The 12,909-nt window shown below is 58.4% G+C and carries 9 protein-coding genes; all 9 read right to left on the bottom strand.

Annotation, left to right across the window (positions count from 1 at the left end):
- Position 1: 1 nt before the first annotated feature.
- Positions 2-4,459: a glutamate synthase large subunit gene (gltB, locus tag KQ940_RS04960; protein WP_217412325.1), complete on the bottom strand. Its 4,458-nt coding sequence runs from the start codon at positions 4,457-4,459 to the stop codon at positions 2-4.
- Positions 4,460-4,713: 254 nt separating this feature from the next.
- Positions 4,714-6,186, bottom strand: coding sequence for an AAA family ATPase (locus KQ940_RS04955; RefSeq protein ID WP_217412324.1), 1,473 nt, complete (start codon positions 6,184-6,186; stop codon positions 4,714-4,716).
- Between the two features lie 73 nt (positions 6,187-6,259).
- Positions 6,260-7,348 (bottom strand): 3-dehydroquinate synthase, encoded by a 1,089-nt coding sequence (gene aroB, locus KQ940_RS04950; protein ID WP_217412323.1) that lies wholly within the window; start codon positions 7,346-7,348, stop codon positions 6,260-6,262.
- 25 nt (positions 7,349-7,373) lie between these two features.
- Complete coding sequence (gene aroK, locus KQ940_RS04945) at positions 7,374-7,877, bottom strand: shikimate kinase AroK (protein WP_217412467.1); 504 nt, start codon at positions 7,875-7,877, stop codon at positions 7,374-7,376.
- A 44-nt stretch (positions 7,878-7,921) separates the two neighbouring features.
- Positions 7,922-10,009, bottom strand: a complete 2,088-nt coding sequence (locus tag KQ940_RS04940; protein WP_217412322.1) for a type IV pilus secretin PilQ — start codon at positions 10,007-10,009, stop codon at positions 7,922-7,924.
- 6 nt (positions 10,010-10,015) lie between these two features.
- Positions 10,016-10,591, bottom strand: coding sequence for a pilus assembly protein PilP (locus KQ940_RS04935; RefSeq protein WP_246589739.1), 576 nt, complete (start codon positions 10,589-10,591; stop codon positions 10,016-10,018).
- The gene (locus tag KQ940_RS04930; RefSeq protein ID WP_343222616.1) at positions 10,575-11,186 is read right to left on the bottom strand and encodes a type IV pilus inner membrane component PilO; all 612 of its coding nucleotides are present in this window, start codon (positions 11,184-11,186) and stop codon (positions 10,575-10,577) included. Before KQ940_RS04930 ends, KQ940_RS04935 begins: the two co-directional genes overlap by 17 nt.
- On the bottom strand, positions 11,183-11,734 hold the full coding sequence (locus KQ940_RS04925) for a PilN domain-containing protein (RefSeq protein WP_217412321.1): 552 nt from the start codon (positions 11,732-11,734) through the stop codon (positions 11,183-11,185). Before KQ940_RS04925 ends, KQ940_RS04930 begins: the two co-directional genes overlap by 4 nt.
- 11 nt (positions 11,735-11,745) lie before the next feature.
- The gene (gene pilM / locus KQ940_RS04920; protein WP_217412320.1) at positions 11,746-12,801 is read right to left on the bottom strand and encodes a type IV pilus assembly protein PilM; all 1,056 of its coding nucleotides are present in this window, start codon (positions 12,799-12,801) and stop codon (positions 11,746-11,748) included.
- Between the last annotated feature and the right edge of the window lie 108 nt (positions 12,802-12,909).

Below are 12,909 nucleotides of genomic sequence, written 5' to 3'. Positions count from 1 at the left end.
TTTATTCCGGACGCTTACGCATGTTGTCGAGCAGCTGGTTCAGGCTCGCGGCCTTGGGTTTGACCAGCCAGAACAGACCGATGTAATCGATGAAGTTCTCAACGATCTCCTGACCCCAGGCGCTGCCGGTTTCCCGGGTAAACTCGATGATCACCGAGCGCAGGTGGTTCTTGTACTGCTCCATCTGCTCGGTATGGATACGGTGGATCTCGACCAGTTCATGGTTGTACTTGTCGACGAAGCTGCGATCCTGATCGAGCACATAGGCAAAGCCCCCGGTCATACCGGCACCGAAGTTGTAGCCGGTGGAACCGAGTACGGTAACCAGGCCGCCGGTCATGTATTCACAGCAGTGATCGCCGGCGCCTTCGATAACCGCGTGCACACCGGAGTTACGCACCGCGAAGCGCTCGCCCGCGGTACCGGCTGCGAACAGCTTACCGCCGGTGCCACCGTACAGACAGGTGTTACCGATGATCGCCGTCTCGTTGGACTTGAAGCTGACCTCCTTGAACGGACGGATCACGATCTTGCCGCCGGCCATGCCCTTGCCGACATAGTCGTTGGCATCCCCTTCCAGGTACAGGTTCTGGCCACCGGCGTTCCAGACGCCGAACGACTGACCGGCATGGCCGCGGAAGTTGAACTCGATCGGCGTGTCGACCATGCCCAGATTGCCGTACAGCTTGGCGATGGCGCCGGAGGTACGGGCACCGACGGAGCGGTCGCAGTTGCAGATATCCAGTTCCCAGCTGCCACCGGACTTGTGCTCGATGGAGTCCTTGGCCAGCTCCAGCATCCGGGTGTTCAGCTCGCCGGTATCGTACGGCTCGTTGCGATGCTGCTGCACGGTCTGCGGATACTCAGCCGGGATGCCGGCATCGCTGATCAGGCCGGACAGGTCCAGTCCGCGCTGACGCTCGGTAACCCCTTCCAGTGCCTCGAGCAGATCGACGCGACCGACCAGCTCCTCCAGCGTGCGCACGCCGAGCTTGGCCATCCACTCGCGGGTCTCTTCGGCGACAAAGCGGAAGTAGTTCTTGACCATCTCCACGGTGCCGCGGAAGTGATCGCGACGCAGCTCGTCGTTCTGCGTGGCAACACCGGTGGCGCAGTTGTTCAGGTGACAGATACGCAGGTACTTACAGCCCAGCGCCACCATCGGCATGGTGCCGAAACCGAAACTCTCGGCACCGAGGATCGCGGCCTTGACCACGTCCAGACCGGACTTCAGACCGCCATCCGTCTGCAGGCGGATCTTGCCACGCAGGTGGTTGGCACGCAGCGACTGGTGCGCATCGACCAGGCCCAGCTCCCAGGGGGAGCCGGCGTAGTGGATCGAAGTCAGCGGCGATGCTGCGGTACCGCCGTCGTAACCGGAGATGGTGATCAGGTCGGCATAGGCCTTGGCCACGCCGCAGGCGATGGTGCCGACACCGGGGCGCGATACCAGCTTGACCGATACCTGCCCCTCCGGATTGACCTGCTTCAGGTCGAAGATCAGCTGCGCCAGATCCTCGATCGAGTAGATATCGTGGTGCGGCGGCGGCGAGATCAGTGTCACGCCGGGCACCGAGTAGCGCAGACGGGCGATCAGGTCGTTGACCTTGCCGCCCGGCAGCTGGCCGCCCTCACCGGGCTTGGCGCCCTGCGCCACCTTGATCTGCATGACGTCGGCGTTGACCAGATACTCCGGGGTTACCCCGAAGCGGCCGGAGGCGATCTGCTTGATCTTGGAGCGCTTGTTGGTGCCGTGGCGGGCCGGGTCTTCACCACCCTCGCCGGAGTTGGAGCGTCCGCCCAGCTCGTTCATCGCCATCGCCAGCGCCTCGTGCGCCTCCGGCGACAGCGCGCCGAGGGACATGGCCGCGGAGTCGAAGCGCGGGAACAGCGCTTCCACCGGCTCCACCTCGTCGAGGGAGATCGGCTTGATATCCTTGCGGAAGGTCAGCAGGTCGCGCAGGGTGGCAACACCGCGGTTGTTGATCAGATCGGCGTAGCGCTGATATGCCGCCTTGCTGCCGGTGCTGACCGCTTCGTGGATGGTCTTGACCACGTCCGGGTTGTAGGCGTGGTATTCGCCCTCGAACTTGTACTTCAGCAGGCCGCCGGGACGGATCGGCTTGCGCGTGGTCCAGGCCTCTTTGGCCAGTTCGGCCTGATCGGCCTGGAAGTGCTCGAAACGGGCACCCTCGATACGGCTGGTCACGCCCTTGAAGCAGAGATCGACGATCTCGGTGCTCAGGCCCACCGCTTCGAACAGCTGGGCGCCACGATAAGACGCGATGGCGGAGATACCCATCTTGGACAGGATCTTGAACAACCCCTTGTCGATACCCTTGCGATATTTCTCGTGGCTGTCCAGCGGCTGCATCAGCAGTTCACCGGTACGGCAGAGGTCGTTCAGTACCCGGTAGACCAGGTAGGGGTAAACCGCGGTCGCGCCGAAGCCGAAGAGTACGGCAAAGTGGTGCGGGTCGCGGGCGGTGCCGGTTTCGACCACGATGTTGGCATCGGTACGCAGGCCCTTGTCGACCAGGCGATGGTGCACCGCACCGGTGGCCATGGCCGCATGGATCGGCAGATAACCCTGGCGAATGTTGGCATCGGACAGGATCAGGATCACCTTGCCGTCGCGCACCGCCTGTTCAGACGCGTCGCAGAGGTTCTCGATCGCCTGCTTCAGGCTCAGCTGGCTCGGATCGTAGTTCAGATCCAGGATAGTCGGTTCGAAGCCTTCGATGTTGTTGTCGCGAATGCGGTTGAACTTGCTGGCGGAGAGCACAGGCATGGTCAGGATAACGCGACGGGCATGCTCCGGCGTCTCCTCGAACACGTTGCGTTCACGGCCCAGGCAGGTTTCCAGCGACATCACGATCGCTTCGCGCAGCGGGTCGATCGGCGGGTTGGTCACCTGCGCGAACTGCTGACGGAAGTAATCGTAGGGCGAGCGGATCTGCTGCGACAGCACCGCCATCGGCTTGTCATCGCCCATGGAGCCGACCGCTTCCATACCGGTCTCACCGAGCGGACGGATGATCTGGTCGCGCTCTTCGAAGGTCACGTTGAACATCTTCATGTGAGTGCGCACCTCTTCGGTGCTCATCTCGGGGAAGGAGCGCGACTCTTCGGTCAGGTTCATCGTGTTCTCAAGCCGCAGGGAGTTCTCCTTCAGCCACTGCTTGTAGGGCTTGGCGGTCTTGAGGCGGTTATCCACATCGGCGGTGTGCAGCACCTCACCGGTCTGGGTGTCGATCGCCAGGATCTGGCCCGGTCCGACACGGCCCTGAGCGACGATATCGGCGGGCTCGTAGTGGAACACACCGATCTCGGACGCGGTACAGATCATGCCGTCATTGGTCATTACCCAGCGTGACGGACGCAGACCGTTACGGTCGAGCATACAGACCGCATAACGGCCGTCGGTCATCACCATGCCGGCGGGGCCGTCCCAGGGCTCCATGTGCATCGAGTTGTACTCGTAGAACGCACGCAGCTCGGAGTCCATGGTATCCACGTTCTGCCAGGCCGGCGGTACGATCATGCGCACAGCGCGGTACAGGTCCATGCCGCCGACCAGCAGGAACTCGAGCATGTTATCCATGCTGGAGGAGTCGGAGCCGGTGGTGTTGACGATCGGCTGCAGCTCGTTCAGGTTCGGCAGTTCGGGAGTAACGAACTTGGGTGCACGTGCACGTGCCCAGTTGCGGTTACCCTCGACAGTGTTGATCTCACCGTTGTGAGCGAGGAAGCGAAACGGCTGCGCCAGCGGCCAGCGCGGGGCGGTATTGGTGGAGAAACGCTGATGATAGGTACAGACCGCCGTTTCCAGGCGCGGATCGGCCAGGTCCTTGTAGAATACCGGCAGGTCGACCGGCATCATCAGGCCCTTGTAACCGACCACCTTGTGAGACAGGGTACAGATGTAGAAGTCGGGATCCTCGGCCAGCGCGATTTCGGCCTTGCGACGGGCGGTGAACAGGCCGACGGTCAGCTCTCGCTCGCTCTTGTCGGCGGCATTGACGATCACCTGCTCGATCTGCGGCAGGGTGTCGCGGGCGATCGGCCCCAGACAGGCCTGATCGGTCGGCACCACTCGCCAGCCGGCAACGTCCAGCCCCTGCGCTTTCAATTCGCGATCCAGAGTGTCTCGTGCCACTTGCGCCTGGGCGGCCTCGCGCGACAGGAACACCATGCCCACCGCAAAGAGCTCTGCCAGCTCGACGCCTAACTCTTCGCGAACAACCGCACGCATGAAGCTCTGCGGCATCTGCATCAGCAGACCGCAGCCGTCACCGGTTTTGCCATCGGCAGCGATACCGCCGCGATGCGTCATGCAGGCAAGCGCTTCGATCGCTTTCTCAAGCACACCGTGACTCGCCTGGCCCTGCATATGTGCCATCAAGCCAAAGCCACAGTTATCCTTGAATTCACCGGGGCGAAACAGACCTTTGCTCATAAGCCAATCCCACTAAAAAACCAAAAAAATCAATATATTAACTTCTATCTCTTTTCCCGATGTCAGGTTGCACGGACGAAAAGGGAGAGCAATTCTACACGTGGAGAAGCGCCGGGACAAATTTTGACCAGGACAAGCAGAAGCGAAAGCCTTTGCCAACAAAGGCTCAAACGGGGATATTTTTTGAATTTAAATCAAGATTCGATATTTTATTATTATTTTATTGATCTCTACCGTGCTTTACCCTCGGCAAACTATTGTTTTCGTATATCGGACTTTACACCGGCGATCGATCTGGCCCAAGGTCTAAGCTTGCGCAGAGCCTCAGGCAGGGTTTGCACCGCCGCCATTGCCGATGCACGGTCAGAAAACTGCCCGTAGACCACCACATGCCAGGGCGCACCTTTGTAGATCGTTCTGAAATAGTAGAAACGCTCCGGGCTGGACTGCGCCTTGATGAACTGTTCGACACTGGCGGCCTCACGAGCACCCAGCAACTGCAGCGTATAGCCTTTGTCGGGCCACTGCAGCAACTCGTCGGACCGGAGCAGGACACTCGATCCAGGGTTCGCAGATTCTGCAGCTGGCTTCTCTTCAGCGACGCTCCTCGCTGTCTGATTGCTCGCCTTCGGCACATCTACTGCAGCCACCGACGTTCCAGCAGCCTCGACAGGCGCCGCCTTGACCGGCTCGACTGTCCGCTCCGACGCCGCCGGCTGCTCTGCAGCGGCTACTTGCCCGGTTGCAGGGTCTGCTCCATCAGCCGGACTATCCTGCCCCCCATCGTCAACCACCCGCCCCGCTTCAGCAGTCACCGGTGCAGGCACCACCGACACCGGGTCTTCCGCTTGCGACTCCAGTCGGCGTTCCTGCTCCGCCAACTTCTGTTGCAGTTCCGAACGCACATCGACAACCCTGACCTCATCCTCAACCGCGGCCGCCGGGATTTCGATCGGCATCACCACTCGCGCGGTTTGTTCCGTCTCAGGCTCAGGTTCCGGCAGATACAACCAGACCGATGCGGCGAGGATGACCAGCAGCACCCCACCAATTGCCGCCGCATGCAGACCCGGCAAAGGGAAAGATCGGGCACTACCCCGCGTTATACCGCCCTGCTGGATCTGGCGACGCACCCCGGCGGCGAGCCGTCCTGGAAGCCCCTGGGACTCATCGATCAGGCGGCGCATTTTGCGCGCGGAAAGCTCGGTACCGGGAGGCAGCAGGGACTCTATATACTCGCGGGACTCCTGCGGCTCGAAAGCACTCAGGAGCTGCACATGCAAGCGCCCATCGAGCTGCTGATCCAGACCATTACCGATGAAACGCTGTTCGAAATCCGGCGTGCCGGTCAACACGACTCTCGGCGCGGCCTCATCCAGCAAGGCAAAATTGGTCAGCAGTTCAAGCGCGTTATTGGTCAGATAATCGGCATCGTCGATTATCAGCAGCAGCGGGACACCCGCTTCATGAAGATCTCGACTGAGGCCGTGCAAGGCTCTCAGCCGAGTCCGATTATCGGCATCGGCCGGACAATCGATCTGCAGTGCCGAGACCAGCGACGACAGCAGACGCGTGACATCCACCGTATCATCGCAGGATATCGACGCACGGCGAACGTCGTCAGTGCGCTCATCGACCTCCAACTGCTGAAGCAGAGTGGATTTACCACTTCCATCCACACCGATGATAAGCAGCATAAGGTCGGAAAAACGCAGGAGATGACGCATCTTCGATGCCAACTGCACTCGAGATACAGGCTCAAAGTAACGCGCCAGCGGATCCATATACTGCTACCTTGGATTAAAACTGACCGAGCCGCGGGCCCGCGCTTAATGTTTCATTCAGGAGTACTGGATCGAACGCCTCCGTCACCACTGCATCGCCAATAGCGTGCATCAGCACGAGACGGATGCGGCCATCCAGCACCTTCTTGTCGACCGACATGAGTTGCCTGAACTGCTCGGGTGTCATCTCAGCCGGAGCTTCAACCGGAAGACCAGCCGCCATAATCAGGTTTCGCACCCGCTCCACGTCACCGGCGGTCAGCCAACCGCAACGTGCGGACAGATCGGCTGCCATCAACATCCCAGTACCCACCGCCTCGCCATGCAACCAGGTACCGTAACCCTGCGCGGTTTCGATGGCGTGGCCGAAGGTATGCCCCAGGTTCAACAGTGCACGCACGCCGGACTCACGCTCATCCTGAGCGACCACCTCGGCCTTGATCTGGCAAGCCCGGTAGATCGCATGGGTCAGCGCCTCGGCATCCTGCGCACGCAATCGTTCTATGTTCTGCTCAAGCCAGTCAAAGAACTCCGCGTCATAGATCAAGCCGTACTTGATCACTTCAGCCAAGCCGGCCGAAAGCTCCCGGTCGGGCAGACTCGTTAACACGCCAGTATCCGCCAGCACCGCTACTGGCTGGTGAAAGGCGCCGATCATGTTCTTGCCCTTGGCGTGATTGACGCCGGTCTTGCCGCCGACAGAGGAGTCCACCTGGGACAGAAGCGTGGTGGGAATCTGGATAAAGTTGACGCCACGCTGATAGCTGGCAGCCGCAAACCCGGTCATATCCCCAACCACGCCACCGCCGAGCGCTATCAGCGTGGTGGTTCGGTTATGTCGCTTGTCCAGCAAGGCATCGAAGATCAGATTCAGATGATCAAGATCCTTATACGCCTCACCATCTGGCAGGATGACGCTGTCGACACTGAGATCACCCAGTTGCGCGACCACCTGATCCAGATAGAGCGGCGCCACGGTTTCATTACTGACGATCATGACCTGGCGCCCGCGCACATGCCGGGCCAACAAAGCGTCATCCAGCAGGCCGTTTCCGATATAGATGGGGTAGCTGCGATCGCCGAGATCCACAGTCAAGGTCAGCATGGTCGGAACATCTCCGGGTAAAGGGTCATACGGGGTGGGACAAAGCGGCCTGTTTATTGAGATGACGCACAATCTCGGACACAACGCTTCGCGGATGTCGCCGGTCGGTCTTTACGATCAGGTCGCAACATTCACGATACAGAGGATCGCGCTCAACCATCAGCTTTTCCAGTACCCCACGGGGATCGTCATTCTGCAACAGCGGCCGGTTGCGGTCTCGCGCGGTCCTTTCCAACTGCTGATCTACAGACGTTTGCAGATAAACGACGAAGCCGCGCGACTGAAGGTTGTGCCGGTTCTCAGGCCGCAGTACCGCGCCCCCGCCTGTTGCCAGAACGATCTGGCTCGATTGAGTGAGCTGGTCGATAACCGCCTGTTCACGATTACGAAAGCCGGTCTCGCCCTCTACATCGAAGATCCAGGGGATATCGGCTCCAGCCCTCTCCTCAATCGCCTTGTCCGAGTCGATAAATTCCTGGCCAAGCTCATGTGAAAGCAAACGCCCTATGGTGCTCTTTCCAGAGCCCATAGGGCCAATAAGAAAAACGTTCAACTACAGCTTTACCTTTACTACTATCTGACCGTCAGTGACTCACGAACCAGTTTCGGCGTGATGAAGATCAGCAGCTCTTCTTTAGAGTCTGACTGCTGCCGGCTCTTGAACAGGTTGCCTACGACCGGAATATCGCCAAGCAGCGGAACCTTGTTTACCGAGTTACGAGTCTCCTTGCGGAACACGCCACCAAGCACAACCGTATCGCCATCATTGACCACAACCGATGTTTCGACCTGGTTTTTATTGATCGCGCGCTCACCGTTTTCAAGGATCTGGCCGAGGGAATCCTCGTTGATCACGAGATCCAGTGAAATGCGGTCTCCCGGGTTTACCTGCGGGGTAACCTTCAGGCTCAACAACGCATCCTTGAATTCGATGGTCGTTTTGTCCTCTTCAATAACCTGATAGGGCACCTCCTGACCGGATTCGATGGTCGCCTCAGTACCGTTGGTGGTAATCACCTTCGGCTGAGACACAATCTCAACCACCCCGTCACTCTGCAGAGCAGTCAGCTCCGCTGCGATCGCGAAGTTGCTGCTGATAAAGCCGACCTCAAAACCGGAGGTGGCCGACACGCCGAGATCAACCAGCATATCGTTATTGTTCAGGGCATTGGTGAAGTATGTTTCATTGCCATTGATACTACCGACCGCAGTACCGGCCCAGCGAATACCCAGGTTTTTCTCAAAACTGGACGATGCGGTAACAACACGGGCCTCGATCAGTATCTGCGCGACCTCAACATCGAACTTGCGCAGGGTGCGTCGAATCTCCTCGATCTGCGCCGCTGTCTCGCGGATCATCAGCACGTTGGTCTGATCATCGGCAAGGACGAAGCCGCGCTCGGAGATCAATTTTGCCGTCTCGATGTAGTTTTTCAGTTCGGAAGCCCGGCGGAAATCGACCTGTACATAGTCAGTCACCAGCGGCGCCAACTCCTGTACCTGCTGCTGGCTCTCCAGCTCCTCCTTCTCCCTCGCGGCGATCTCGCTGGAGGTTCCGATCATCAGCACGTTGCCCACTTCGCGCTTATCCAATCCCTTGGTCTTGAGGATGATATCCAACGCCTGGTCCCAGGGCACATTCTTCAGGCGCAGGGTGATATTGCCGGCACTGCTATCCACCGCATCGCTGATCACCAGGTTCATCTCGGCAACCTCAGCGATGATCTGCAGAATGGAGCGTACGGATACATCCTGGAAATTCAGATCGATCTTCTCGCCACTGTAGGGGAAGAGATCACGCGCATCCGCCTGCTCCTGAGTGGTCAACGGCTTGAAATCGACGAACAGCTGGTTACCGGTCTGGTACGCCATATAGTCATAGGGCTCGGCCGAAGGCTTGATCAGGATCGTGGTATTTTCGCCGCTGACCATGGAATCGATAAACATCACCGGGGTAGCGAAATCCTGCACATCCACGCGTTGTTCAAGGTTGTCGGACAACCCGGCACCGATCAGGTTGAGCACAACGTTGTTGCCCTCTTCGAAGATATCCAGGCCGGCCTCATCGTCACTCATGGTGATCACAACGCGACCCTGGTTACCTTCGATGCGCTCGAAATCTATCCCCTGCACGCGGGTGCGATCATCCGGCATCGCCGGCATACGGGGGCCTGCAACCGGCTTCGGAGCAGCAATGGGTGCTTCGGCAGCCACTGTGCTGCCGGTAGCAGAGAATTCGATAAACAGACTGTTGCCGTCGGTGAAGGTACGGTACTGAGCCGGCTCGTTAAGATTGGTCACGACGCGCAACCGCCCCTCGGCCTGTGCAAAGCTCAGAGAATCCACCTGACCGGACTGCACATCCATCTGACGCACGCCAAGCTCATTACTGACACCCCAGAAATCCATGACAAACCGGGGCGGGCTATCGATCATGTACGCTTTCGGCGCAGGTGGCGGCTGATCGAAATCGAATCGCACCTCCAGCTTATTACCCGGCAGGGCAACGAAGGATGAGTCCTTGAGTTGAGCATCCTGGGCCCATACCGGTGAGGTAAACGATACCGCCAGTGCAGCTAGAACCACCCCTGAAATCCAAGACGCGGCGCGGGACAGCAACCGACCTTTTTCACATTCGTTGAGTCTATTCACAGTCAGCATCCCTCGTTATTCCTGCTCCGGCATCGCCAGGTTACGTGGACGCGTCATCCAACCACCCCGGCCATTCGATATAATCTCGACCAACTTTATCGTCTGGTTGTTCACTTCAACCACTTCCCCGTAGTCCAACCCCATGTGATCGCCCACGGTCACGCGATGGATCTCACCCTTGTTATCCCGCACCAGCGCATAAAGTGCCTGGGAGCCCAACGGGGTAATGGTCCCCACCATACTGAGCTGATCGATGGCAAACTCTTCGAGGTAGTCCTTGGGCCGGTCCTGATCGGGCTTGATACCGGAATCTGGCCCGGCAAGCTTATCCGCCTCAGACTCCGGCACCAAGGGTTTGAACGGATCGCGCAGACTGGAGCCCTCGTAAACGAAACTCTCATAGGGCTTAAACTCCGGTAATGGCTCGATCTTGCCACCCGGTTTGGCCAGCGTAGCCGATACGAACTGACGCAGATCGGCCGTATCCTCCACCCAGAGGCAACCGGTAGTCAGCAGTGCCGAGAACGACAGTGCCAGCCAGGTACGATGCCGCACGCCATGTGCTTTCACGGGTTCACTTCGTATCATCATAACGATAGGTCTTTGCACTGATGTTCATTGACAACTGGCCATTACCGGACGGTTTGAGCGAGTAATCATGCAACGTCACGATTCGCTTGATCGCGGCAACGCCACTGACGAACTCCCCCATCTGGTGATAGGTGCCGCGCACCTGAATACTGATCGGCAGTTCGACATAAAACTGAGCCTTGCGCTCCGCCTGCAACGCGATAGTGTCGATATCGAGGCCGGCACTCTTGCCGATAGCGGTAATGTCCTCCAACAGCCCCGGCACCTCTTTATCGGTCGGCAGTTGTTTCAACAGCTCGGCGAAGCGCCCCTCCACATCGGCCATCTGCTTGCGTAGCGCCGCAAGGTTGGCTACCTGGAAGGCCTTGGATTCGAACTGCTGCTTGAGCTCCTGCTCCTTGACGATCTCGCGCTCAACCGATTGGTGCTTGTCCATGATCAGGAAGTAGATACCGGCACCGACAATCGCTGCGAACAGCAGTAGATAAACGACCGCTTTGACACCAACAGGCCAGCTTCCGGCTGAATTGATGTCCATATCATTGGGATCAAACCCCTTGAAGGCGTTTTTCAGACCATCCATCGATGCGCTCACTTATCGGTCTCCTCCGCCTTGGGTTTTGTCAGCGGTACCGCGAGATTGAAATCTCGCATACCCTTCGCAGCCCGAACTTGAGACAAACTGGGCTCACCGAACCAGATCGAGTCATTCAGATTGCGCATCAGGCTGGATACATCGTTGTTAAGCTCAGCCAGGCCATTAATGGCAATGCGATCGCCCGAGCGCGACAATGAACTGTAATACAACCCATCCGGCAGTACCCGCACCAGCTCATCGAAGTTACGCACGATCAGCGGACGATTGCCCTGCAACTCCTGAATCGCGTTGAGTCGCTCGAGCAGCCGCTCACGCTGACGCTTGAGCTCCTTGATCTCGGCTATTTTCTTGTCCAGCTTGGAGATTTCGGAGCGCACATAATTATTACGCGCCTGCTGCCGGTCCATCTGCATATCGTAGTAATAGCTGATGCCAAACACCGTCAGCGCCCCTAGCACCGCGGCGGCCGCCAGATTGCCGACAAACCGTTTCTGCAGTCTGGCGTCTCGTTCCTCTCGCCAGGGCCTGAGGTTAATACGCGCCATATATCCCTTCCCTACCTGTCAAAGCTTCTCAGCGCAAGGCCGCAAGCCTTGGCCAGCATCGGCGCATCATTGATCAGACGATCCTGATTCAGGCGAGGGCCAACGCGAATAGTTGAAAACGGATTGACAACTTTTGCAGGGACTCCGATCTCCTCCTGCATCAGTTCCGCCAAGCCACCTATGCCCGCGGTTCCCCCCGCGAGATAGAGTTCGGAAAGCTGATTCTGAGCCCCTGAAGAGTAGAAAAACTGCAGTGCACGGGACACTTGCTGGATAACCGACTGCCGAAACGGCATCACCAGCATCTCGACAATCTCTTCATCCAGGCTGCCGTTGCGCAGCTTCTGCTCAACCTCGCTGACCTCAAGACCGTATTGCTGATGTATCGCATTGGTCAGCTCGTTCCCGCCGAAGGCCTGTTCGCGGTTGTAGATAATTTTACCGCCGCGGAACACATTGAGCGTCAGTGTCGATGCACCGATATCGACCAGACCGATCAACGCCTCGGGCGTGTAACCCTCCAGCAGCGGCAGCAGCCGCTCCATGACGAAGGTATCGACATCGACGATTTCGCACTGCAGCTGAGCGCCGTTGACCGCTTCCTCACGACTGGACACATCGTCGCGTCGGCAAGCGACCAAGAGGATCTCGTTCAAGGTCGGATGATGTTCGACCGGCCCGACCACCTCGAAGTCGAGAGCGACCTCATCAAGCGCATAGGGGATGAACTGGTCAGCCTCGATCTTGACCTGCTCCTCAAGCTCCAGATCGGAAAATGCGTTACTGATCTCCAGGCGTTTGGTTATGACTGCCGACGAAGGCACCGCGACAACCGCGTGCTTGAGTTTGTTACCACAGATTTTAAGCCCGCGCTCAATGGCATCGGACACCTCGCCCTGATTCTCGACAGTACCGTCCACTACGGCACTGGGCGGCAGAGGCACTACGGCGTAAGCGTCGACCTGATAGTCGCGCCCATGCTGAGAAAGGGAGACCAGCTTGACGGATGAAGAGCCTATGTCAACGCCCACCCAGCCAGCATTTTTATTACCGAACAAGCTGACCACGACACTTTCCTTATATCTCTAAGCAACACTCCAAGCGTCACTTTAGTCTCAATGATGAAGAATTTAAACTGTTGTTCACTAGAGGCCAAGCTTTCAGTACCGATATAA

The organism is Marinobacterium ramblicola, from assembly GCF_019084545.1.
GTDB lineage: Bacteria > Pseudomonadota > Gammaproteobacteria > Pseudomonadales > Balneatricaceae > Marinobacterium_D > Marinobacterium_D ramblicola.
Note: the sequence above shows the minus strand (reverse complement) of the source record. Positions and strands in the feature narration are given on the sequence as shown.

What these genes read in the sequence shown, in the direction of transcription:
- KQ940_RS04935 (WP_246589739.1), bottom strand. Translation starts at nt 10,591, where the DNA reads ATGATGATACGAAGTGAACCCGTGAAAGCACATGGCGTGCGGCATCGT.
- KQ940_RS04940 (WP_217412322.1), bottom strand. Translation starts at nt 10,009, where the DNA reads ATGCTGACTGTGAATAGACTCAACGAATGTGAAAAAGGTCGGTTGCTG.
- aroK (WP_217412467.1), bottom strand. Translation starts at nt 7,877, where the DNA reads ATGGGCTCTGGAAAGAGCACCATAGGGCGTTTGCTTTCACATGAGCTT.
- gltB (WP_217412325.1), bottom strand. Translation starts at nt 4,459, where the DNA reads ATGAGCAAAGGTCTGTTTCGCCCCGGTGAATTCAAGGATAACTGTGGC.
- KQ940_RS04925 (WP_217412321.1), bottom strand. Translation starts at nt 11,734, where the DNA reads ATGGCGCGTATTAACCTCAGGCCCTGGCGAGAGGAACGAGACGCCAGA.
- aroB (WP_217412323.1), bottom strand. Translation starts at nt 7,348, where the DNA reads ATGCTGACCTTGACTGTGGATCTCGGCGATCGCAGCTACCCCATCTAT.
- KQ940_RS04955 (WP_217412324.1), bottom strand. Translation starts at nt 6,186, where the DNA reads ATGCGTCATCTCCTGCGTTTTTCCGACCTTATGCTGCTTATCATCGGT.